The sequence below is a fragment of the Quatrionicoccus australiensis genome, assembly GCF_020510425.1.
GTDB classification, from domain to species: domain Bacteria; phylum Pseudomonadota; class Gammaproteobacteria; order Burkholderiales; family Rhodocyclaceae; genus Azonexus; species Azonexus australiensis_A.
Map to the genome: position 1 here is coordinate 984,992 of NZ_JAHBAH010000001.1, position 22,125 is coordinate 1,007,116.

At 62.4% G+C, this 22,125-nt stretch carries 20 protein-coding genes and 1 pseudogene; 5 read left to right on the plus strand and 16 right to left on the minus strand.

Annotated elements, in window-relative coordinates; all coding sequences use genetic code 11:
• Window positions 1-12 precede the first annotated feature (12 nt).
• From KIG99_RS04875 to KIG99_RS04885, 3 genes are all read right to left on the minus strand, one after another.
• A complete protein-coding gene (locus tag KIG99_RS04875) occupies window positions 13-1,623 on the minus strand; it encodes a methyl-accepting chemotaxis protein (RefSeq protein WP_226459120.1) in 1,611 nt (536 codons plus the stop codon).
• 220 nt (window positions 1,624-1,843) lie between these two features.
• On the minus strand, window positions 1,844-2,488 hold the full coding sequence (locus KIG99_RS04880; RefSeq protein ID WP_226459121.1) for a response regulator: 645 nt from the start codon (window positions 2,486-2,488) through the stop codon (window positions 1,844-1,846).
• Between the two features lies 1 nt (window position 2,489).
• Complete coding sequence (locus KIG99_RS04885; RefSeq protein WP_226459122.1) at window positions 2,490-4,004, minus strand: PAS domain-containing sensor histidine kinase; 1,515 nt, start codon at window positions 4,002-4,004, stop codon at window positions 2,490-2,492.
• A gap of 388 nt (window positions 4,005-4,392) precedes the next feature.
• Between KIG99_RS04885 and exaC the strand changes: the two genes are divergently transcribed.
• The 4 genes from exaC to KIG99_RS04905 all read left to right on the plus strand — a co-directional run bounded on the left by exaC (window position 4,393) and on the right by KIG99_RS04905 (window position 8,090).
• Window positions 4,393-5,913 carry an acetaldehyde dehydrogenase ExaC gene (gene exaC, locus KIG99_RS04890; protein WP_226440878.1) on the plus strand — a complete coding sequence of 507 codons (1,521 nt, stop codon included), beginning with the start codon at window positions 4,393-4,395 and terminating at the stop codon, window positions 5,911-5,913.
• Window positions 5,914-6,013: 100 nt separating this feature from the next.
• Window positions 6,014-6,385: a DUF779 domain-containing protein gene (locus KIG99_RS04895; RefSeq protein WP_226459123.1), complete on the plus strand. Its 372-nt coding sequence runs from the start codon at window positions 6,014-6,016 to the stop codon at window positions 6,383-6,385.
• Between the two features lie 16 nt (window positions 6,386-6,401).
• Window positions 6,402-6,728, plus strand: coding sequence for a c-type cytochrome (locus KIG99_RS04900; RefSeq protein WP_226459124.1), 327 nt, complete (start codon window positions 6,402-6,404; stop codon window positions 6,726-6,728).
• A gap of 375 nt (window positions 6,729-7,103) precedes the next feature.
• A complete protein-coding gene (locus KIG99_RS04905; protein ID WP_226459125.1) occupies window positions 7,104-8,090 on the plus strand; it encodes a hypothetical protein in 987 nt (328 codons plus the stop codon).
• Between the two features lie 229 nt (window positions 8,091-8,319).
• Here KIG99_RS04905 and KIG99_RS04910 read toward each other — a convergent pair whose 3' ends face one another.
• From KIG99_RS04910 to KIG99_RS04965, 12 genes and pseudogenes are all read right to left on the minus strand, one after another.
• Window positions 8,320-9,183, minus strand: a complete 864-nt coding sequence (locus KIG99_RS04910) for an alpha/beta fold hydrolase (RefSeq protein WP_226459126.1) — start codon at window positions 9,181-9,183, stop codon at window positions 8,320-8,322.
• Window positions 9,184-9,212: 29 nt separating this feature from the next.
• Window positions 9,213-9,797 (minus strand): hemerythrin domain-containing protein, encoded by a 585-nt coding sequence (locus KIG99_RS04915; RefSeq protein ID WP_226459127.1) that lies wholly within the window; start codon window positions 9,795-9,797, stop codon window positions 9,213-9,215.
• Window positions 9,798-9,816: 19 nt separating this feature from the next.
• Window positions 9,817-10,563: an ABC transporter ATP-binding protein gene (locus KIG99_RS04920; protein WP_226459128.1), complete on the minus strand. Its 747-nt coding sequence runs from the start codon at window positions 10,561-10,563 to the stop codon at window positions 9,817-9,819.
• 1 nt (window position 10,564) lies between these two features.
• Window positions 10,565-12,352, minus strand: a complete 1,788-nt coding sequence (locus KIG99_RS04925; protein WP_226461787.1) for a branched-chain amino acid ABC transporter ATP-binding protein/permease — start codon at window positions 12,350-12,352, stop codon at window positions 10,565-10,567.
• Window positions 12,353-12,391: 39 nt separating this feature from the next.
• Window positions 12,392-13,420: pseudogene (locus KIG99_RS04930) on the minus strand (branched-chain amino acid ABC transporter permease); the annotation flags it as partial.
• A 112-nt stretch (window positions 13,421-13,532) separates the two neighbouring features.
• Window positions 13,533-14,564: a 4-hydroxy-2-oxovalerate aldolase gene (gene dmpG, locus KIG99_RS04935; RefSeq protein ID WP_226459129.1), complete on the minus strand. Its 1,032-nt coding sequence runs from the start codon at window positions 14,562-14,564 to the stop codon at window positions 13,533-13,535.
• A 27-nt stretch (window positions 14,565-14,591) separates the two neighbouring features.
• On the minus strand, window positions 14,592-15,539 hold the full coding sequence (locus tag KIG99_RS04940; protein WP_226440891.1) for an acetaldehyde dehydrogenase (acetylating): 948 nt from the start codon (window positions 15,537-15,539) through the stop codon (window positions 14,592-14,594).
• Between the two features lie 25 nt (window positions 15,540-15,564).
• A complete protein-coding gene (gene mhpD, locus KIG99_RS04945; RefSeq protein ID WP_226459130.1) occupies window positions 15,565-16,356 on the minus strand; it encodes a 2-keto-4-pentenoate hydratase in 792 nt (263 codons plus the stop codon).
• The gene (locus KIG99_RS04950) at window positions 16,356-17,489 is read right to left on the minus strand and encodes an ABC transporter substrate-binding protein (RefSeq protein WP_226459131.1); all 1,134 of its coding nucleotides are present in this window, start codon (window positions 17,487-17,489) and stop codon (window positions 16,356-16,358) included. The genes mhpD and KIG99_RS04950 overlap by 1 nt, the downstream gene beginning before the upstream one ends.
• A 32-nt stretch (window positions 17,490-17,521) precedes the next feature.
• Window positions 17,522-18,073, minus strand: coding sequence for a flavin reductase family protein (locus KIG99_RS04955; RefSeq protein WP_226459132.1), 552 nt, complete (start codon window positions 18,071-18,073; stop codon window positions 17,522-17,524).
• A 7-nt stretch (window positions 18,074-18,080) separates the two neighbouring features.
• A complete protein-coding gene (locus KIG99_RS04960; protein WP_226459133.1) occupies window positions 18,081-19,295 on the minus strand; it encodes an acyl-CoA dehydrogenase family protein in 1,215 nt (404 codons plus the stop codon).
• A gap of 51 nt (window positions 19,296-19,346) precedes the next feature.
• Window positions 19,347-20,285, minus strand: a complete 939-nt coding sequence (locus KIG99_RS04965) for a 3-carboxyethylcatechol 2,3-dioxygenase (protein ID WP_226459134.1) — start codon at window positions 20,283-20,285, stop codon at window positions 19,347-19,349.
• Between the two features lie 296 nt (window positions 20,286-20,581).
• On the opposite strand from KIG99_RS04965, the gene KIG99_RS04970 reads away from it, so the two are divergent.
• Complete coding sequence (locus KIG99_RS04970) at window positions 20,582-21,418, plus strand: DNA-binding transcriptional regulator (protein WP_226459135.1); 837 nt, start codon at window positions 20,582-20,584, stop codon at window positions 21,416-21,418.
• 4 nt (window positions 21,419-21,422) lie between these two features.
• On the opposite strand, the gene KIG99_RS04975 is transcribed toward KIG99_RS04970, so the two are convergent.
• The gene (locus KIG99_RS04975) at window positions 21,423-22,109 is read right to left on the minus strand and encodes a 2-phosphosulfolactate phosphatase (protein WP_226459136.1); all 687 of its coding nucleotides are present in this window, start codon (window positions 22,107-22,109) and stop codon (window positions 21,423-21,425) included.
• Window positions 22,110-22,125 lie beyond the last annotated feature (16 nt).

The following is a 22,125-nucleotide window of genomic DNA, read 5'->3' on the forward strand; positions in this document are numbered from 1 at the left end:
CCGGCAAAACCGTCAGAAGCGGAAACGCGACACGCTGTTTTTCAGGTTGACGGCAACGCTTTCCAGCTGATGCGCAGTTTCGGACACCGAGGCGACGGCGCTCGAGTTTTCTTCCGACATCTGGGCGATGGCTTCGACATTGCGCGACAGTTCGACCGACGCGGCACGCTGCTCGCGCAGGGCATCGGAAATGCCGGCAATCGACGACTGCACGGTTTCCGACGAAGCGCGGATGCCCTGCATCGAGCCGCTGGCGCGTTCGGCGCTGGCGACCACGTCATTGACCACCTGACGACTGCCTTGCATGCTGTGCACCGCCTTGACGGCATCGCCCTGGATACCGGAGACCATCAAAGTGATTTCCTGCACCGACTGCGTCGTGCGCTCGGCCAGCTTGCGCACCTCGTCGGCCACCACGGCAAAGCCACGCCCCTGCTCGCCGGCCCGGGCCGCCTCGATCGCGGCATTGAGCGCCAGCAGGTTGGTCTGATCGGCGACGTCGCGGATGACCACGGTGATGTTGCCGATCTTCTGCACCTGCTCGGAGAGCGACTGGATCTGACCGGCCGTCTCATCGACCCGATGCGCGACATCGACCACCTGCTGCGACGCCTGGTCGACATCGTGCGCGCCGGAAACCGCCATTTGTTCGGCACTGCGCGCCCGCTCGCTGGCATCGTCGGCACTGCTGCCAACGTGATCGATACTGACCGTCAGTTCCTCGACCGCCGCGGCGGCAGAAGACGTCGATTGCGACTGGTTTTCGCTGCTGATCGCCACCTGATGCGCCGCGGCCGACACCTGGCTGGCCGAAGCCTGCACGGTATTGGCCTGCGCGACGATATCGCGAATGGTGCTGGCCAGATCGGCGCGCATTTTTTCCAGCGACTGCAGCAGGCGGCCAACTTCGTCATCACCGGTCTCGCTGCTCGCCGACTGGCTCAGATCACCGGCTGCAATACGCTCGGCGAGCTGGTTGGCTTTTTCCACCCGCGCCACCAGGCTGCGCACGATGGCGGTACCAAGTGCGGCCATGGTTGCCAATGCCAGCAAGGTGATGACGACCGATATCCAGTCCGCCCGGTTTTTGGCTGCCTCGCCCTCGGCGGCGGACTTCTGGCCAAAGTCGTCGTTGAATTTCATGTGCGCCACCAGCGCATCGTTCAGCTTCCCGGCCACCGCCGCCGCATTTTTCAGATCGGCAATCGCCTCTTCCTTCTTGTTCTGACGGGAAATCGCAAGCGTCCGCTCGACATCGGCGTTGTATTCGACAAACAAGGCGCGCTCGGCCTCAAGCAGGCGCTTGTCCTCGTCGTCACTGAGGAATTTTTCGTATTCACGCAGCGCCTTGTCGGTCTTGTCGCGCGCCTCCTGGATGGTCTTTTCCACTTCCGCCATGGATTTCGCATCATTGGCCAAGACATGGCGATAGACACGGATGCGAATGCGGCTGAAATCGAGCATCACCTCGTTCAGTATCCTGATACTGGGTACAACGTTGACGTTGCTGAAGTTGGTCGCCTCGAACACCCGGTTCATCTGCTGATGATTGATTCCGGCGAGCAACAGCAGCGCCACGATGGATGAGATGACCAGAATGGCCAGACGTTTGGCTATGCTCATGAACTTCCCCCTGATTTTCCTCGCCCCGGACTGCAGACAGACCGCAGCTATTCACAGGCCATCGCGAAAAAAACAAATTGCATACTCGGGAAGATGCGGCCGCTTTTTCAGGTCAAACCTGTACTTGTGCCGGGCAAGATAGTCTTTACGTATCAGCAAGACAATTACAACTAACAAATAATATTGCTATGCACTTGTATATAGCCAGCAGTCGAAAAATTCAACTCGCATGCAAACCTTCCCGAATGGCATAGCGGGTCAGCTCGGCGGTCGACGTCAGGCCCAGCTTCTTTTTCAGATTGCTGCGATGCACGCTCACCGTACCAATCGCCACCCCCAGCGCGCTGGCGATCTCGGCCGAACGCTTGCCGGCAGCGATCAGGCGCAGGACATCCTGCTCGCGCTTGCCGAGCACGGTGACCGGCGGCGTCACCCCCGGCTGGCCGGCGGCAAGCCGGTTCAGCATGCAGTCGGCAACCTCGGCGGAAAGGAAAAGCCGGCCACCGGCAACCGCACGAATTGCCATGACCAATTCGTCGGCACCAGCCGACTTGAGAACGTAGCCGTGCGCCCCGGCTTTGAGCATTTCATCGATGAACAGGCGATCGGCGTAACCCGACAAGGCGATGACGGCAAGACCGGGATAATCCCGCCCGACGCGGCGTGCCACCTCGACACCACTCATGTCGGGCAGGGCAATATCGAGGACCAGGACATCCAGGGGCAGCGTCGACAGCAGTGCCAGCGCCTCAGCCCCGCTCCCGCCTTCGCCGACGACTTCTATCCCCGGCTCGGCAGCCAGGGCAATTCGCAGCACATCGCGAAACATCCGGTGATCATCCACCAGGGCAATCCTTATCGCCATTTCATTCTCCAATCCTTGTACCGGCGCTTGCCAGCAGAGGCATCCTGAGCAGAACCTTGAGGCCGGCACTGCTGCCGCTATCCATCACCATGCTGCCGCCCAGATAGGCCAGGCGCTCGCGGATGCTGAGCAAGCCGAAGCCGCTACCGGCAGACCGCTCGTCAGCCGCAACGACGGCCATGCCGACGCCCTTGTCCTCGACCACAATACACAACTCCGCGGCAACGCAACTCAGGCTGACCCGGGCACAGGGGCTGCCGGCATGTTTGAAAACATTGAACAGCAACTCCCGCACCCCGCGGAACAGGATGCTTTCCTGGGCGGGCGAAAGCGCGATATCGGCAGGCAAGTCATCGACATCGCACTCAAGTTCCAGGCCATAGTGCGTTTGCATTTCACCACACAACCAGCGCAGGGCGGCAGGCAAACCGAGATTGCGCAAGACATGCGGCGTCAGTTGCGAGGTCAGCGAACGCACCTGGCGACTGGCATCGGCGAGCAGCGTATCAAGCTCCCTGACCGCTCCCCTTTGCTCGGCCGGCAGCGACTTGCCCAGAGTATCGAGCTTGATTTTGGCCACATGCAACAACTGCCCGAGCTCGTCATGCAGATCGCGGGCAATGGCGAGGCGCTCACGCTCTTCCGAAAGCGTCGCCTCGATGGCCAGATTGCGCAATTGCTCGGTGCGCTCGACAACCCGCTGCTCCATCTCGTCATGCGTCCGGCGCAGGGCATTTTCCGCATTCTTGCGATCCGTGATGTCACGACCAATTGACTGCACTTCGAGCAGTTGACCGTCTGGTGCGTAAAAACCGCGATTGACGAACTGCATCCAGCGCAACTCGCCTGCGCCCGAATAAACGCGGTTCTCGATGCTCACCACCGGCTGATCCGGTGTCATCTGCCGCAGTTTTTCCTCGATCAATGGCAAATCCTCGGCCAGCACGACCGGCTGCCAGCTTTTACCCAGCAACTCGCTCTCGACTTTACCGAAGAAACGGCAATAGACCTCATTGACGAAGACAAAGCGGCCATCCCGGCTTATACGGCTGATCAGCTCGGTCTGATCCATCAGCACGGCACGGTAACGCGCCTCGCTGGCCTGGTAGGCCGCTTCGATTTCCTTGATCGGCGTAATGTCGGAAACCAGCACGTAAAAGCCCTGAACTACACCATCGACGATATCAGGAATGTAGTGCGCAAAAGAATGGCGCAGGCGCGATGCATCGTCGGGATCCGGAATCACCCGTTCGAAAACCTGTTCCTCGCCGCGCAGTGCCGCCTCGATGAACGGCAGGTTCAAACGATAGCGCTCCTCGCCGATCACCTCGCGGATGTGCATGCCCGGCAGCACCGCGGGATCAATGCCGAACCAGGTTTGATAGGCGCAATTGCCAAAGCGGTTGCGCAGGTCACGATCCCAGTAGCCGATCATGGCCGGCACGTGATCGAGGATGGCGCGCATGTCGTGCAGCGGCATCAGGCGCTCCGTCACCGGCGAGGCGGCGGAAGACATGTCCTGGCAATCAGGCGGATGCGAAAAGGGAGGTCTGACGGTCGACATCGGAAAAAGCCGTAAATCTGATTTTTTATTATCCGACATATCGGACACCATCCGCCAAACGAAGTTTTGCACCGACCGCGACGCCACGCCTCACCGACGCGGGAAGCAACTGCTCCATTCCTGAACACTTGCTGAGCGCCTGAGCAGCAACGGATCAGACCAAGCGTCGCAAAAAAGCCAGGCAACTCGGCTCGCCTGCTGATTAATAAGCCTTTTTCTGCAAAAGTCATGGCCTGGCACGCCGGTTGCGAACTATCTGGCACGAGACACGGCTGAGCAACTTGCAGCAGTTCAGCCGGATCGGCCCGTTACGCAACCCAATCAAAAACTGGAGACAACCATGATTTATGCAGCCCCCGGCGCCGCTGGTGCCAAGATCAGCTACAAGGCCCAATACGACAACTTCATCGGCGGCAAATGGGTCGCCCCGGTCAAGGGTCAATATTTCGACGTCGTGACCCCGGTCAACGGCAAGGTTTACACCAAGGCAGCCCAGTCGACCGCTGAAGACATCGAACTGGCACTGGATGCCGCGCACGCTGCCTTCCCGAAGTGGGGCAAGACCGATGCCGCCACCCGCTCCAACATCCTGCTCAAGATCGCCGACCGTCTCGAACAGAATCTCGAACTGCTCGCCTACGCCGAAACCGTAGACAACGGCAAGCCGATCCGCGAAACCCTCGCCGCCGACATCCCGCTCGCCGTCGACCACTTCCGTTACTTCGCCGGTTGCCTGCGCTCGCAGGAAGGCGGCATCTCGGAAATCGACGAAAACACCATGGCTTATCACATCCATGAGCCGCTCGGCGTCGTCGGCCAGATCATCCCCTGGAACTTCCCGATCCTGATGGCTGCCTGGAAACTGGCCCCGGCCATCGGCGCCGGCAACTGCGTCGTGCTGAAGCCGGCCGAATCGACCCCGATCTCCATCCTGGTCCTCGCCGAACTGATCGCCGACATCCTGCCGCCGGGCGTGCTCAACATCGTGAACGGCTTCGGTCGCGATGCCGGCATGCCGCTCGCCACGTCGAAGCGCATCGCCAAGATCGCCTTCACCGGCTCCACCGTCACCGGCCGCGTCATCGCCCAGGCCGCTGCCAACAACCTGATCCCGGCGACGCTGGAACTGGGTGGCAAGTCGCCCAACATCTTCTTCGCCGACATCATGGACAAGGATGACGGCTTCCTCGACAAGGCTATCGAAGGCATGGTGCTGTTCGCCTTCAACCAGGGCGAAGTCTGTACCTGCCCGAGCCGCGCCCTGATCCAGGAATCGATCTACGACAAGTTCATCGAGCGCGTCCTCAAGCGCGTTGCCGCCATCAAGCAAGGCAGCCCGCTCGACACCGACACCATGATGGGTGCCCAGGCTTCGCTGATCCAGATGGAAAAGATTCAGTCCTACCTCAAGCTCGGCAAGGAAGAAGGCGCCGAATGCCTGATTGGCGGCGAACGCGCCCACCTCGGCGGCGACATCGAAGGCGGTTACTACATCCAGCCGACCCTGTTCAAGGGCCACAACAAGATGCGCATCTTCCAGGAAGAAATCTTCGGGCCGGTTCTGGCCGTGACCACCTTCAAGGACGAAGCCGAAGCCCTGGCCATCGCCAACGACACCGTCTATGGCCTTGGCGCCGGCGTCTGGAGCCGTAACGGCAATGTCGCCTACCGCATGGGTCGCGCCATCCAGGCCGGCCGCGTGTGGACCAACTGCTACCACGCCTACCCGGCGCACGCAGCCTTCGGCGGCTACAAGGAATCGGGCATCGGTCGCGAAACCCACAAGGTCATGCTCGACCACTATCAACAGACGAAGAACCTGCTGGTCAGCTATGCCGAACAGAAACTGGGCTTCTTCTAACCGCGCAACGCTGCATCTCCTCCACTAGCCCAGTTGCGGGCAAACTTCGGGGGCGGGCAACCGCCCCTTTTTTTCAGACACCGGTTTTCGGGAAATTCACATGGTCGACCGCGTCATCGCCACCCCGGCAACGCTCGAACTGATCGAGCTCCTGAAACAGCAATACGGCCCGGCCCTGATGTTTCACCAGTCCGGCGGCTGCTGCGACAACAGCTCGCCCAACTGCTACCTGCCAACCGACCTGAGCATCGGCCCCTACGACATCCAGCTCGGCCACATCGGCGACGTGCCGTTCTACATCAGCGCCTCCCAGTACGAATACTGGAAACACTCGCAACTGATCATCGACGTCATCGCCGGCCACGGCGGCACCTTCTCGCTCGAAGGCAACACCGGCAAGTCATTTCTCACCCGCTCGCGCCTGTTCAGCGATGCGGAATGGGCCGAACTGCAGGCCACCGGCGTCGTTTAACCATCGGAAAACATCCATGCACAAACAACTATTCACCCTCATTCTGAGCGGCACCCTGCTCGCCGGCACCAGCGCGGCCCAGGCGGTCGACGGCGAAAATATCGTCAAAAAGGCCCGCTGCGTCGCCTGTCACGCCGTCGACGTCAAACGCGTCGGCCCGGCCTACAAGGACGTCGCCGCCAAATACCACGGCGACAAGAGCGCCCCCGGCAAACTGTTCGACAAAGTCCGCCACGGCGGCAGCGGCAACTGGGGCGAAATCCCGATGACCCCGCACGGCGCCGACAAGATCAGCGACGAAGACCTGAAAGCGGCCATCCAGTGGGTGCTGTCGTTGCACTGAGCAAGTGTAGTAAGGCCTGACCAGGGGAGAACAGCAACCCCGACAGATTGGCGACGAGCCAACCAGGCAAAAAGACAAGGGCCGCGCCAAAAGCGCGGCCCTTGGGCTGTTTACCGGTGGGGGTTATTTGCTTTCGGTGGAAGGAGTCGACCAGGAGCGGCCCCTACGAAAGTTCACCATAGCGTGCATTGGCTCTGCTCATATTATTGTTGATTGATAAGGAGAGCGGCATCGGATAATCTCATTGTCATTCAAAAATTTTGAGTTGATTCAATCGTGTCCGTATTATTTGCAATGAAGTTCAGTTACTCCCCAATCAGCAACGCCGCTAACCATGTTATGGAAGTCATGAAATTTCGCTCAGCACTTTCGCTAATGAGTATTTTCCTGTTGGGCGGATGTAGCCAAACCCATATTGTCGTCAAACCCGATTACCCAAGTGCTCTTATCTGGGACTCGGCACTCAGCGAAGATGGAGGGCGGGCCGCTTTCTTCGTTTTAACTGCTGTAGACGGTACGCCCATCGAAGAAAACTCGATGAAGCGAAGCATTCGCGCGAATATTGGGCGAGGACGAAACTTGTATCCGATGCCAGTGGAGCGTTATGTGGCTGCCGGAAAGCATCGTTTAACGCTTACGGGTCAGTTTGGAACGGCAGCGCCAATTGAGTATCTATTACGACCCTCATCGTTCGCAAAGGTATCCGGTGAAATTGATGTGGAACTTAAGCCTGACATGATCTATCGGGTCGCAGGCGTACTTGAACCGCTAAGGAGAGAGGTATGGCTTACGGAGTGGAACACAGGTACTCAAGTCGGTGAAAAGATTATTGATCTTGAAATAGCCGGAGACGCTCAAAAAGCCATGGCTGGAGCACAATTTACATGTTGCAACCTTCACTACAAAGACGATTGGATCAGTGATACAAATGAAACAACGTTGCCAATGATTCCGGCTGGAACGCCAATCGTGCTAAAAGGTTTCGGATTTAACCGTGCCAGCGTGCTCATAGATTCGCGAGAAATGCGAATTGGCCATGACTACGGTCGAAAACAAGAGACCAAAGAGCAGTATTTGGCAAAGCTCATGGTAAATAATGATCCAAAAACTAGGATCAAGAATTATCCGCCGAGAATCCAGGAGGCAATTGCCGCCGGCAAAGTATGCAAAGGAATGACTCGGGAGCAAGTCGTTATCTCTCTAGGCTATCCGCGGACCGATAGCACAAAGGCATTATCCCAGGCCGAATGGAAATATTGGACAGCAAATTGGGATGAATATTTGGTCATTTGGGGAGAAGATGGGCTCGTTCAAAGCATTTCGGCTCCTCCCGAAGTATTGAGTCTGGTATCAATCCCCTAAGCTTCTGAGTGGCCTCTTTCGATTGCTGGCAGCGGCAGTTCAGGGCACACACCAGACATCACCCATCCCAACCGGATCCGATAAAAATGGCTGCTAGCTAGCCAGCCAAACCCTCCTGGCCAATTTCCAAAAACCGGCCTTTCCAACCGGTCGACCGTCCAGAACGGCACAAAACCAAAAAAATGCCGCCCAAGGGCGGCAAAAGGTACCGCAGAGACGAAAGCGCCGCTCAATCCTGCAAAAACTCGCGCACCATGCGGTTGAACTTGGCGGCGTGTTCCCACTGGGCCCAGTGGCCGCAGCGGTTGAAGATGTGCAGTTCGGCGTTGGGCATGCCCCAGAGCAGGCGCAGGCCGATGTCCATGGGAACGAAGCGGTCGTCGCGCCCCCAGATGATCAGGGTCGGGGCGGTGACTTCGCCGAGGCGCGGGCCGTAGTCGGTGAATTGCTTGGGGTTGGCGGCGAAGCTCTTGACGAAGTTTTCCAGGTGATCGCGCCGCGCCAGCATGTTGTCGAGGCGGGCCTGGTAGAGCTCTTCGGTCAGGCTGCTGCTGTCGAAGACGAAGACGGCCATCATCTTCTTGAGGTTCTCGATGCTCGGCTCGCGGTAGAGCGCCTGGATCAGCTTGATGCCTTCGGTCGGCATCGGCACGAACTGGCTGGGGCCGCCAGTGCCGCCACCCATCAGGACGAGCTTGCCGACGCGGCCCGGGTTGGCGAGCGCGAAGGCGACGGCGGAGTGGCCGCCCATCGAGTTGCCGATGACGTGCACACGATCGAGCTTCAATTCATCGAGCAGGCCCTTGAGTGCGCGGGCGTTGAGGTCGGAGCGCGAGCCGGTGCACACGATGGGATCGCTCTTGCTCCAACCCGGGCAATCCATCAGGATGACCCGGTAGCCGGCGGCAACGAGCGGCTCGACGTTGCGGTTGAAATTGGCCCAGCCGCTGGCGCCGGGGCCGGAGCCGTGCAGCATGACCACCGTCTCGGCGCCGCTGCCGCAGTCGTTGTAGTGCAGTTGCAGGTCGAGATCGCCTTCCTTGATGCGGGCAAAACGGCTGCTGGCGGCTTCGCTCAGGGGTGCTGTGCTCATGGGTGTTCCTTTCTTGATATGGGGTGGGGTCAGTTGCCGAACGGGCGCGGGCCGAAGCCGATCGGCGCCGGAGCGCAATCGACCAGGCGCGAGAAAAGCGCGGAAAAATTCTCTTCATTGCCATCCTTGCCCGACTTGGCGGCCATTTCGGCGCGGAAGGCCTGATCCAGTTCGGTCCAGTCGGCGGGCGTCAGGTGGCTGCGCAGCAGGGGCAGGACAACTTCTTCCTCGAGCAGCATGTGCTCGCGGTAGAACTCGGCATAGGTTTCGAAGGCAGCGGCAAACTCATTGAACCGGCCGGCATCGGCAACGTAGGCGGCGAGCGCCTGTTCCAGCGCCGCCATGCGCTGCGGCGCGGCGGCATGCTGCTGGCCGAGCTTGACCAGCGCCTCGGCACCTTCGGCGGTGCGCTGCGGCAGGCGGCGGAAGAGCAGGTCTTCCTTCGGGTGATGGCGCTTCTCGGCGTAGGCGTCGAGGTAATGCACCATGGCCTGGAAGAGCGGCAGGTCGGACGCCAGCTTGCCGGCGGCAACTTCCTTGAGCATGAAACGGACGGCATGCAGGATGGCGGCCAGCGACTGGTGCTCCTCGCCGATGATGTGTAGTGCTTCCATGTCTGTTCTCCAATCGCCGTCAGGTCGACAGCAGTTCCTGGTGCTTGCTCGCCAGGCCGAGATAGCTTTCGATGACGCGCGGATCGTTGCGCAGCATTTCGGCCTCGCCCTGCATCTTGACCGCACCGTTTTCCAGCACGTAGGCGTAGTCGGCGACCTGCAGCGCGGCGCGCGCATTCTGCTCGACGAGCAGGATGGAGACGCCGCGCCGGCGCAGTTCCGCGATGATGCGAAAGATCTCGCGCACGATCAGCGGCGCCAGGCCAAGGCTGGGTTCGTCGAGCATGAGCAGCTTGGGTTTGGCCATCAGCGCGCGGCCGACCGCCAGCATCTGGCGCTCGCCGCCCGACATCGTGCCGGCCTGCTGCAGCCGGCGCTCCTTCAGGCGCGGGAAGAGCGCATAGACCTCCTCCATCGTCTGCCGGTGATCGCGATGGCCGTGCCGGTCGCGCTGAAAGGCGCCGAGCAGCAGGTTGTCCTCGATGCTCATGGTGCCGAACAGCTCGCGCTTTTCCGGCACCAGGTTCATGCCGCGCACGACCATGCGCTCGACTTCCGGCACCTGTTCGATGCTGCCGTCGAACGCCACCTGGCCGGAAGACGGCAGCAGGCCCATGATCGCCGACAGCGTCGTCGTCTTGCCGGCACCATTCGGGCCGATCACGGTGACGATCTTGCCCTCGCCCACTTCCAGGCTGATCTTGCTGACCGCCTCGACCTTGCCGTAGGCGACCGAGAGGTCTTTGACTTCAAGTACGTTGGCCATCTCAGACGCCCCCTAGATAAGCTTCAAGCACCGCCGGATCCTTCTGGATTTCTTCCGGCAGGCCTTCGGCGATCTTTTCGCCGAATTCCATGACCACGACGCGGTCGACCAGGCTCATGACGAAATCCATGTCGTGCTCGACGATGAGCACCGCCATGCCTTCCGACTTGAGGCGCTTGAGCAGTTCGGCGAGCGCCTGCTTTTCCTTGAGGCGCAGGCCGGCGGCCGGCTCGTCGAGGAGCAGCAGGCAGGGATCGGAAGCCAGCGCCCGCGCGATTTCGAGAATGCGCTGCTGGCCGAGTGCCAGGCTGCCGGCTTCGACGTGCATGAACTCGCCCAGGCCGACGCGTTCGACCTGGATCGCCGCTTCGCGCAGCAGGCGCGCCTCTTCAACGCGATCGAGACGCCAGGCCGCCGGCAATACACCCTTGCTGCCGCGCCGATGCGCCCCGATGGCGACGTTTTCGAGGACGCTCATGTTGGGCAGCAGGCGGACATGCTGGAAGGTGCGGCTCATGCCGAGCGCCGCGATTTCACGCGAGCTGTGGCCGGCCACCGGCTGGCCGCGGAACAGCACTTCGCCGGAAGTCGGCGTATCGACGCCGGAAAGCTGGTTGAACATCGTGCTCTTGCCGGCGCCGTTCGGGCCGATCAGCGCCAGGATCTCGCCGGCCTCGACATGCAGGCTCATGTTGTTGTTGGCCACCAGACCGCCGAACTTGCGCGTCACCGCCTTGGCTTCGAGGATGACCTCGCCGTGCGGCGGCTGCGCCTTTTTCGGCAAGGCCTCGGCATTCTGATCGACCACCTTGGCGTCAATGCGCACCGGCAGCAGGCGAGCGAGCAGCGGCCACAGGCCGTCGCGTGCCCGGTGCAGCAGGACGATCATGAACAGGCCGAAGACGATGGTTTCGTAATTGCCGGCCGAACCGAACAGCTTGGGCAGGATGTCGCCCAACCACTGCTTGAGGACGGTGATCACCCCGGCCCCGACCAGCGCGCCCCAGACCTGCCCGGCACCGCCGACGACGGCCATGAACAGGTACTCGATGCCGATGTGCAGGCCGAACGGCGTCGGGTTCACGAAGCGCTGCAGGTGGGCATAGAGCCAGCCGGCGGCGCAGGCGTGCAGGGCGGCGATGACGAAGATCACCATGCGCGCCCGCGAGGTATCGACGCCCATCGCCTCGGCCATCACCATGCCGCCCTTGAGAGCGCGGATGGCGCGGCCTTCGCGCGAATCGAGCAGGTTCTTGGTGGTGAACAGCGCCGCCAGCACGAAAGCCCAGACCAGATAGTAGTAAGCGCGGTTGTCGAGCAGCTCGACGCCGAAGACATTGATCGCCGGCAGGTTGGAGAGGCCGGCGTGGCCGCCGAGGAATTCCATGTTGCCGAACAGGAAGAACAGGCTGATCCCCCAGGCCATGGTGCCCAGCGGCAGGTAATGCCCGGACAGCTTGAGCGTCACCGAACCGATGATCAGGGCCACCGTCGCCGTCAGCAGCAGGCCGATGAGCAATGCCGCCCAGGGCGAACCGCCGGCGAAGCCGAGCCACGCCGGCAATTCCGCAGAGGTGCTGAGCCAGGCCGTGGTGTAGGCACCGAGGCCGACAAAGGCCGCCTGCCCGAAGGAGGTCAGACCGCCGACGCCGGTCAGCAGCACCAGGCCGAGCGCGACCAGGGCCGAGAGGCCGACGTAGTTGAGCAGCGTGACGTAGAACTCGGGCAAAACCAGCGGTGCACCGGCCAGAATGAGCAAAAATGCCGCCAGCACGAAACGCGGGCTGATCCAGCCGTCGCGCCGCGCCGTCGTCACCACCTGCGCCGTTTCCTCTTCCTCGACATGGTGGGTCTTCCAGGACAGCCAGACCAGCACCGGAATGATCAGCGTGAATACCAGCACATCCTTGAAGGCGCTGGCCCAGAAGGAAGAGAAGGATTCGAGCAGACCGACCACGATGGCGCCGGCCGCGGCGAGCGGATAGCTGGCTAGGCCGCCGATGATCGCCGCGACGAAGCCCTTGAGACCGATCAGGAAGCCGCTGTCGTAATAGATCGTGGTCAGCGGCGCCACCAGCAGGCCGGACAGCGTGCCGATCAGGGCCGCAAAGAAGAAGGTCCGACGGCCGGCCAAAGCCGGCGAGATGCCCATCAGGCGGGCGCCGTTGCGGTTGATGGCGGTGGCGCGCAGGGCCTTGCCGGCCAGCGTGCGGTCGAAATACAGGTAGAGACCGACGATCAGCAGCAGCGACACCGCCAGCACGACCAGGGTATGGCCGCCGACCAGCAGCGATCCGACTTCGACCTGCGCCTCGCTAAACGGCAGCGTGCGCGAACCTTCCGGACCGAAGACGAGCAGCCCGAGCCCGACCATCAGCAGATGCAGGGCGACCGAGATGATCAGCAGGACCAGCACCGGCGCCTCGGCGACCGGCTGGAAGGCGACGCGATAGAGCATCGGCCCGAGCGGCACGACGATGGCCAGGGTGAGCACCACCTTGAGCAGTTGCGGCAGCTCGCCAAGCGGCAGCACCCAGAGCAGCGCCGCCAGGGCGAGCGGATAGGCGAGATTCCAGAGCAGCGAGCCGCCGAGCTGGCGGCGTCCGGGCCGGCTGGCCAGGATATCGGCGCCCAGGGTCAGTACGCCGGCCCCGAGCAGCAGCCAGACGGTGCCCGGATAACGGCCGCTTTCGAGCAGCGCCATGGTCAGGGCGCCCCAGGCGAGGAATTCGCCCTGGGGAATGAAGATGATCCGGGTGACGGCAAACACCAGGACCAGCGCCAGGGCCAGCAAGGCATAGACGGCACCGTTGGTGATACCGTCCTGCGCCAGCAATGCGAAGATTTGAACATCCATGCGGAAGAACTCCAGTGCAAACGCTGCGCTTGTGCGATGACAAAGCGCAGCGGTCGACGATCAGGACAGGGCAAAAACCGGGACGGGCCTCAAGGCGTCCGCCCCGGCCTCATCAGACGGTCAGTCCGCGCTCGCGCGCCAGGGTGATCGCGGTGTCCTCGATCATGTCTTCCTGACCGCCGACCATGCCGCGCCGGCCCAGTTCGACGAGAATCTCGCGCGCTGAAATGCCGTATTTCTGCTCGGCCCGCTTGGCAAACAGCAGGAAGGAGGAATAGACGCCGGCATAGCCCAGGGTCAGCGAATCGCGGTCGATGCGGATGACGTGATCCATGATCGGCACGACGCGGTCTTCGGCGACATCGCTGATCTTGAAGGTGTCGACACCGGTGTCGATGCCCATGCGGTCGCACACGGCGATGAACACTTCCATCGGCGTATTGCCCGCCCCGGCACCGAGGCCGGCAGCCGCCGCATCGATGCGGTTGGCGCCGGCTTCGACGGCGGCGATCGAGTTGGCGACGCCCATCGCCATGTTGTGGTGGCCGTGGAAGCCAAGCTCGGTTTCCGGCTTGAGCGCGGCGCGCACCGCACTCAGGCGGACCTTGACGTCGTCCGGCAGCATGTAGCCGGCCGAATCGGTAACGTAGATGCAGTTGGCGCCGTAGCCTTCCATCAGGCGGGCCTGTTCGACCAGCTTTTCCGGGCTGGCCATGTGCGCCATCATCAGGAAACCGACGGTGTCCATGTCCAGCTTGCGCGCCATCTTGATGTGCTGCTCGGAGACATCGGCCTCGGTGCAGTGCGTCGCGACGCGGATGGTATGGACGCCGAGATCGTGCGCCATTTTCAGGTGATCGACGGTGCCGATGCCGGGCAGCAGCAACGCCGAGATCTTGGCATTCTTCATTTTCGGGATCACCGCACCGAGATATTCGGCGTCGGTATGGGCCGGAAAACCGTAGTTGACCGACGAGCCGCCCAGGCCGTCGCCATGGGTCACCTCGATCAGCGGCACGCCGGCTTCGTCGAGGCCGGTGGCGATATCGATCATCTGTTCGAGCGACATCAGGTGGCGCTTCGGGTGCATGCCGTCACGCAGGGTCATGTCGTGGACGGTTACTTTCTTGCCTTTGAGATTCATCTTTTTCTCCTGGGGTTCGTGCGGCGCTCAGTGCGCGCCGCAACCGGCAGTCTTGGCGACGCCGGCCGTCGCGGTCGGCGCGAGGACCAGGCGCCCGGCGAGGATTTCCTCGGCGAACATTTCGGCGGTGCGCGCACCGGCGGCGGTCATGATGTCGAGATTGCCGGCATAGGTCGGCAGGAAGTCGCCCAGCCCCTGCACCTCGAGAAAGACCGAGACGCGCTTGCCATCGAAGACCGGACCATTGACCAGGCGATAGCCGGGCACGTACTTCTGGACTTCCTTGATCATGGCGTGGATGGATTCGGTGATTTTGGCCTGATCCGGGGTGTCGACCGTCAGGCAATGCACGGTGTCGCGCATGATCAGCGGCGGCTCGGCCGGGTTGATGATGATGATCGCCTTGCCCTGCTCGGCGCCGCCAACCTTCTCGATGGCGCCCGAGGTGGTGCGGGTGAATTCGTCGATGTTCTTGCGCGTGCCCGGCCCGGCGCTCTTCGAGCTGATCGTGGCGACGATTTCGCCGTAGCCGACCTTCTGCACGCGGGAAATCGCGGCGACCATCGGAATGGTCGCCTGCCCGCCGCAGGTCACCATGTTCACGTTCATCGCGCCCTGCCCGACCAGTTCCTTGAGATTGACCGGCGGCACGCAGAAGGGACCGATCGCGGCCGGCGTCAGGTCGATCATCAACACGCCGAGGGCGTTCAGCTTGCGGGTGTTTTCGGCATGCACGTAGGCCGAAGTGGCGTCGAAGGCGATCTGCACTTCATCGGCCAGCACATGCGGCAGCAGGCCGTCGACACCGTCGGCGGTGACTTTCAGGCCCATCTCGGCGGCGCGCTTGAGGCCTTCCGACTCCGGGTCGATGCCGACCATCCAGACCGGCTCGAGCACCGGGCTGCGTTGCAGCTTGTAGAGCAGATCGGTGCCGATGTTGCCGGGCCCGATCAACGCGCATTTGATTTTTTTCATGGGGTTTCTCCGTGGGGAATGAAGTTCAGGCGAACAGCGCGCTGACCGTGCCGAGACCGGCGATGCGCACGTCGTAGCGGCTGGGCTCGCTAACGGCAACCATCGGTCCGAGGGCACCGGTCAGGATGATGTCGCCGGCAAGCAGCGGGCGACCGCAGCGCACCATCACGTCGGCCAGCCAGATCGCCGCATTGAGCGGGCTGCCCAGACAGGCGCGACCATTGCCGCGCGAGACGACTTCGTCGCCGCGGCGCATTTCCATGGCGCAGTCGGTGATGTCGAAATCGCTCAATTTGCGCGGTTGACCGCCCAGCACGAACAGGCCGCTCGAGGCGTTGTCGGCCACCGTATCGACGAAGCGGATGTTCCACTTCTCGATGCGGCTATCGACGATCTCGATGGCCGGCACGGCGTATTCGGTGGCGCCGATCAGGTCGGCGTAGGTATGGCGTTCGTGCGTCAGGTCGCGGCCAATGACCAGGGCGATTTCGGCTTCGACCTTGGGCTGGATCAGGCGCGACAAGGCCACCGGCTCGCCGTCACCGACCGCCATGTCGGCAAACAGCATGCCGAAATCGGGCTGATCGACACCCAGCTGCGCCTGCACGGCGAGCGAGGTCAGGCCGATCTTGCGGCCGACCAGGCGGCGGCCTTCCGCCAGCCAGGCTTGGGTATTGACCTCCTGGACGGCGTAGGCGGCTTCCTGGCTGGTCGCCGCCAGGCGCTCGCGCAGCGGCGCGATGGGCTGGCCGCTGCGGGCTGCCGCCATGAGCAGGGCGGCAGCGGCTTCAGTACTGAGCATTTGATCGGCGCCCATTACTTGACCAGTTTCCAGTGATTGTTCTCGACCTTGATCAGGACGATGGCCGCGGCGTCGTAACCGGCGTGATCGGTGGCCGACATGCTGTAGACGCCATTGGTGCCGACCAGTTTGCTGCTCTTTTCGATACCGTCACGCAGCGCGGCGCGGAATTCCGGCGTGCCCGGCTTGGTCTTGGCCTTGAGCGCTGCGTTGATGCCGTTCTGGGCGAGCAGCCAGGCATCCCACGAGGCGCCGGCGAAGGTCGAGCGTGAATCCGGGCCGTTCTTGGCTTCCAGTTCCTTGACGAAGGCAACGGCGTTCTTCTTGGCCGGATGGCTGTCCGGCAGTTGTTCGGCCACCAGCACCGGACCGACCGGGATCAGCGCCCCTTCGACATTCTTGCCGCCGACGCGCAGGAATTCCTTGCTGGTCACGCCATGCGACTGATAAATCCGGCCCTTGAAGCCGCGTTCGCGCAGCGTGATCTGCGGCATCGCGGCCGGCGTGCCGGAAGCGCCGACGAAGACCACATCGGGCTTGGCAGCGAGGACTTTCAGCACCTGCGCCTGGACGCTCGGATCGGCGCGACCGTAACGCTCGCTGGCGACGATCTGCAGCTTGCCTTCGCTCGCCTTGGTCAGCGCCTTGAGGAGCAGTTCGCCCCAGGAATCGGAGAAGCCGATGAAGCCGACTGTCTTGGCACCGTTTTCCAGCATGTCGGCGACGATACGATTGACCATCAGGTCGGCCGACGGCTCGCTGCGGAAAATGTAGCCACGCTTGTCGCCAGAGACGTCGAGCGGCGCGACGGAAACCATCGGCGTCTTTTCGCCGTTGGCGACATCGGCGATGGCGACGGCGGTGCTGATCAGGTTGGGGCCGAGAATGGCGTCGACCTTGTCTTCGGAAATCAGCTTGCGCGCATTCTTGACGGCATTGGTCGGGTCGGTGCCGTCGTCGAGCAGGATGTAATTGACCTTCTCGCCGCCGACGCTGGCCGGGAAGAGCGCCACGGCCTTACGCGTTTCGGCGCCGAGGGCGGCGGCCGGACCGGTCAACGAGGCGATGACGCCGATATTGATGTCGGCAAAGGCCGGGGTGGCGGCCAGGGCGGCAATGCACAGGCTCAGGATCTTGTTCGGTTTCATTGTTATGTCTCCTCGATGGGGTAGGAAAATCGTTATTGCGGAATGCGGCGGAAGGCGCCGTTCAGGTAGATCAGCGCTTCACCGTCGTTGCGCTCGCAGGTGGCGAGCACTTCACAGAGAAATGCGTGGTGCGTGCTTTCGTCGAACACCTTGATGACGCGGCAGTCGAAATTGGCCAGGCTGCCATCCAGCGTCGGCGCGCCGGTCGCCAGCTCACGCCAGCGGCCGTGCTCGAAGCGGGCCTCGCCATGGACTTCCTTGAGCATGCCGGCGAAGACCTTGGCGACCTCTTCCTGGTCGCCGGCCAGCACATTGACGCAGAGCGCGCCGCTGTTCAGGATGACGTCGCTGGCGGCGACGTTCTTGTTGACGAAGACGACCAGCCGGGGCGGATCGGCGGTCACCGAGCAGACCGCTGTGGCGGTCAGGCCGGCGCGCGTCTCACCGTCGCGGGCGGTGATGATGGTGACGCCGACGGCAAAGTGGCGCATGCCGTAGCGGTGCTCTTCCGAAGTGACCGGCGGCAAGGCAGCCAGCCGGGCGTTCGGCGTCCAGTCGAGCAGTTGGTTGATGTCCTGGCTCATGCCCGCCTCACTGGTACTGGGTGGTCGCGGCCGGCTTGGCGCCGAACGGATTGGGTTGCGGCAGCGGATTGCCGAGCAGGTAGCCACCGAGCAGGTCGCCGATGTTGTCCTGGTTCTGCGTGATGTGATTGGCACCAACCAGGATGTCGCGCATCTGGCGCTGCATCGGGCAGTTCATCCAGACGCCGCGGGTCGAGGTCTTCTTGAAGATCATGTGCGCCGCTTCGAAGCACTCGCCGCCAGTGAACTGGTTCGTGGCGAAGTGACGGATGCGGATGTCGAGCGGCACCATCTGGCCCTTGGAAGCAAAGCTCCAGGCTTCCTCGGTGTTCTGGATGACGCGCGACGCGGCACCGATGATCTTGGCGTAGGCCTCGCCCAGCTTGCTCTTGATGAACGGATCGTTCACCGCGGCGCCGACCGCCTGGTTCAGGTTCTGACGCGGCACCATGTGCTCGACGTAGAGATCGACCATGCCGCGCGCCATACCGATGATGACCGACGACACGGCAGCGTAGAAAACGTAGAAGAAGGGCATCTTGTAGAGATTCTCGACACCGCCGTGCGAGTGCTCGTCGTAGGCGCCGATGGCGTGGCTGCGGTAGTCGGGAACGAAGACATCCTTGATGATCAGCTTCTTGGAGCCGGTGCCGGCCAGGCCGACGACGAACCAGTCATCGACGATCTCGAAATCGCTGCGCTGAACCCAGAAGGAACGGAAGACCAGTTCGCCGTTTTCCTCGACGCGGCCGCCGACGAAGGCGCCGCCGGCCGCGTGGTCGCAGCCGCTGGAAGTCAGCCATTCGCCGTTCAGCTTGTAACCGCCTTCGATCTTGGAAACCGTACCGAAAGGCGCGTAGGAAGAAGAAACGAGCTTGGTATTGTCTTCGCCCCACAGTTCGTCACCGACGCTGGCCGGCAGCAGGCCCACTTCAAACGGATGCACGCCGAGCACCATGACGTTCCAGGCGCTGGACGGGCAACCGCGCGCCAGTTCCATGAGCACCTTGTTGAGCACGTTCGGGTTCATTTCGTAGCCGCCCCAGCGCTTGGGCTGGAGGATCCTGAAGAAACCGGCGTCCTTGAAGGCCTGGATGACTTCCTTGGAAACCATGCGGTTCTTTTCGCAGTCGGCGGCCTGGGCGCGCAGCATGGGAATCATGTCGTGGGCGCGCTGGACGATTTCAGCTTCGCTCGGGATCAGGGTTTCGGTCATGTTCATGTGTTTACATCTCCAAAGGTGTGATGCATCGGTGTGGTGGCGAGCGACGGATCAGGCCTGTTCGGCGCTGAGCACGCCGTAGCCGGCAATCCATTCGTTGATCGAGCGGTAGTAATCCTGGCGGGCGGTGTAGCTGCCGGCAGCGGCGAGCGCTGCGAAGGCAGCGACCCAGGTGCGGATTTCGTGGGTCGAACGACCGGCGGCGCGGGAAATCTCCTCGATGGAGAAATCGTCGATTTCAGCCAGTCGACCGTCCTGGAGCAGCTGCATGAAGGCCTGGTCCCAGTCGGCGTTGAGCGGCGTCAGCTCGCAGTCCGGCGTGCCGAAGATCTTGCCGGTGGCGATGGTGCGGGCCTGGCGGGCGGCACGGAATTCCGGCGTCGGGTTGCGCCCGGCGATCAGGAAATTGGCGATTTCCTCCGGTGCACCGGCGAGCAGCGGTACCGGCGGTTCGTGCGACAGACCGCCGGTGCCAAGGATCAGCACGCGCTTGTCGAGCTTGGCGATGAACTTGCCGACCGCTTCGCCGAGCTTGCGCACCCGGCGATAAGGGCCGAACGGTGGCGCCACCGAATTGATGATGATGGGAATCACCGGGTAGCGCGTCAGGCTGCCGGTCATTTCTTCCAGCGTCTGCGTGCAGCCGTGGTCGACCTGCAGGCGGTGCGAGATGGCGATATCGATGTCGCTGTCGAGAATGAACTTGGCCATTTCGAGGGCCAGATCCTTGTCGACCGATAGCGGTCCGAGCTGGGTCTGGTAATCGCCGACCGAGTCGGCCGCCGTGGCGATCACAAACGGCGGCATCAGATCGTAGAACAGGCCGTTGTAGTGATCCGGCGCGAAGACGACGATCAACTCCGGGTCGAAGGCTTCGACTTCGGCGCGCGCCTTGGCGAGAATCTCATCGACCTCGCGGACGACATCGGCGCCGGGGTCGTTGAGGCCGCGTAACGGCGTGTGCGACAGGCATTTCAACTTGATGCTCATGCATGCTCCTTGCAGACTTCAGGCAAGCCGCTCCCGTCGGGAGGGCTTGCCTTCCCGGGCGTTACGGCCAGATTGTGGGTAGGGAAATAAGCTTGACCGGCTGAACTAGCGGTCTTGCGCCGGCGCCTGGCCGGTATCCATGTCGCGATCCATCGATTTCATCTCCACGCCTCGTTGTTTTATTTGGTGAGGCCATTCTAGGGAGACGCAAGCGCCGAAGAAAATTTATCTCCGGATTGTGCACAATATGCACAACATTGTTTTTACAATAACTTTTATTTAAAAATGGAACAAAAATGCGACCATCGAGCGGTGCAAGCTATCGCCATGTCCAGGGTTTGAGCCGCGGCCTCGCCATCCTGCATGCGATCAACCTGTCGGCCGACGGCTGGGCCAGCATCGCCGAGCTGAGCGCCAAGACCGGCCTGCACCGCACCACCGTGCGCCGCCTGCTCGAAACCCTGCAGGCCGAAGGCTATGTCCGGCGCAGCGCGTCCGACGACAGCTACCGCCTGAACCAGAAAATCCGCCAGCTCAGCGACGGCTTCACCGACGACGAATGGATTTCCGAAATCGCCAACCCGGTGCTCGGCGAATTGCTGCAAAAAGTGGTCTGGCCTTCCGACCTGTGCACGCTCGACGGCGACAACATGCTGGTGCGTGAAACAACGCACCGCTTCAGCCCGCTCTCCTTCCACCGCGCGATGATCCGCCAGCGCATGCCGGTGCTGTTCACCTCGGCCGGGCGCGCCTACCTCGCCTTCTGCGGCGAAGAGGAAAGGCGCGAAGTGCTGCATCTGCTGGTCGCCGGCAACGACGAGCAAGCCAATTTCGCGCGCAACCGCGTGCTGATCGAGCAATTGCTGGAAAAGGTCAGGCGCCAGGGCTACGCCGCCAACGAAGGCGAATGGGGCCAGCAGAGCAAGATTGCGGCGATCGCCATGCCGGTCCGCCACAAGGGGCAAGTGCTGGCCAGCATCAACGTCGTCTTCCTGAAAAAGGCGATGCCGGTCGCCGATGCCGCCGCGCGCTATCTCGAACCGCTGACCGCTGCGGTCCGCAAAATCGAAAGTCTGCTGGAAGAGCGCGACACCGGCAAAGCCATGCCGCCCGAGCCACTGCCGGGCGCCTGAAAGATCAGCGAATGACCAGATGCTCGCCGTCGTGCAGCACCGGCATGGCAAAGTCGAAACGATCGACCTCGGCGCAGAGATCCAGATCGGCCAGCGGCAGGTTGGGCCAGGTACCGGCCGTGAAACGGCGGCCGAAATCGGATGTGCGCACCCGTTCGGCAAATACCGCAGGTTCCACCGGTTGACCGCACAACAGGGCCTCGATGTAGTCGGCGCAGGCGATGTCCTCGTCACCATCGCGATCCACCCATTCGCCGGTGATCACGAAACAGACTTCATCGGCCCCGGCGGCGCGGATCGCCTCCGCCGTCGCCCGCGCACAGACCAGGCTCGCCGCGTAGAGCCGGCGCGCCTGGCGGTAACGCTGCAGGCCGCGCACACCGGCCGCCGTACTCATCACCATCGGCTGGCCGCGCAGGTCGACCGGCAGCAAGGCCGACGGGGAATTGCCGAAATCGAAGCCGGGCACCGGATCGCCGCCGCCGACCGCGCCAACCGACAGCGCACCGGCAATGCGCCCGGCCAGCACCTGTGCCGCCGCAATCCCCTCGACCGGATAGATCGCCGTCGCCCCGTTGGCCAGCGCTACCGCTGCCGTCGTAAACGAGCGCAGTACGTCGATGACGACCACCGTGTCAGCGGTGTCGACCTGGTTTTGCAGGCGGTTCAGGAAAATTCGCGAAAATTTCATGGTCGACCGATAGGCG

Coding starts and splice junctions, on each gene's coding strand:
- KIG99_RS04875 (WP_226459120.1), bottom strand. CDS start 1,623: ATGAGCATAGCCAAACGTCTGGCCATTCTGGTCATCTCATCCATCGTG.
- KIG99_RS04955 (WP_226459132.1), bottom strand. CDS start 18,073: ATGAGCCAGGACATCAACCAACTGCTCGACTGGACGCCGAACGCCCGG.
- exaC (WP_226440878.1), top strand. CDS start 4,393: ATGATTTATGCAGCCCCCGGCGCCGCTGGTGCCAAGATCAGCTACAAG.
- KIG99_RS04950 (WP_226459131.1), bottom strand. CDS start 17,489: ATGAAACCGAACAAGATCCTGAGCCTGTGCATTGCCGCCCTGGCCGCC.
- mhpD (WP_226459130.1), bottom strand. CDS start 16,356: ATGGGCGCCGATCAAATGCTCAGTACTGAAGCCGCTGCCGCCCTGCTC.
- dmpG (WP_226459129.1), bottom strand. CDS start 14,564: ATGAATCTCAAAGGCAAGAAAGTAACCGTCCACGACATGACCCTGCGT.
- KIG99_RS04940 (WP_226440891.1), bottom strand. CDS start 15,539: ATGAAAAAAATCAAATGCGCGTTGATCGGGCCCGGCAACATCGGCACC.
- KIG99_RS04910 (WP_226459126.1), bottom strand. CDS start 9,183: ATGAGCACAGCACCCCTGAGCGAAGCCGCCAGCAGCCGTTTTGCCCGC.
- KIG99_RS04880 (WP_226459121.1), bottom strand. CDS start 2,488: ATGGCGATAAGGATTGCCCTGGTGGATGATCACCGGATGTTTCGCGAT.
- KIG99_RS04920 (WP_226459128.1), bottom strand. CDS start 10,563: ATGGCCAACGTACTTGAAGTCAAAGACCTCTCGGTCGCCTACGGCAAG.
- KIG99_RS04905 (WP_226459125.1), top strand. CDS start 7,104: ATGAGTATTTTCCTGTTGGGCGGATGTAGCCAAACCCATATTGTCGTC.
- KIG99_RS04975 (WP_226459136.1), bottom strand. CDS start 22,109: ATGAAATTTTCGCGAATTTTCCTGAACCGCCTGCAAAACCAGGTCGAC.
- KIG99_RS04970 (WP_226459135.1), top strand. CDS start 20,582: ATGCGACCATCGAGCGGTGCAAGCTATCGCCATGTCCAGGGTTTGAGC.
- KIG99_RS04895 (WP_226459123.1), top strand. CDS start 6,014: ATGGTCGACCGCGTCATCGCCACCCCGGCAACGCTCGAACTGATCGAG.
- KIG99_RS04965 (WP_226459134.1), bottom strand. CDS start 20,285: ATGAGCATCAAGTTGAAATGCCTGTCGCACACGCCGTTACGCGGCCTC.
- KIG99_RS04960 (WP_226459133.1), bottom strand. CDS start 19,295: ATGAACATGACCGAAACCCTGATCCCGAGCGAAGCTGAAATCGTCCAG.
- KIG99_RS04915 (WP_226459127.1), bottom strand. CDS start 9,797: ATGGAAGCACTACACATCATCGGCGAGGAGCACCAGTCGCTGGCCGCC.
- KIG99_RS04885 (WP_226459122.1), bottom strand. CDS start 4,004: ATGTCTTCCGCCGCCTCGCCGGTGACGGAGCGCCTGATGCCGCTGCAC.
- KIG99_RS04900 (WP_226459124.1), top strand. CDS start 6,402: ATGCACAAACAACTATTCACCCTCATTCTGAGCGGCACCCTGCTCGCC.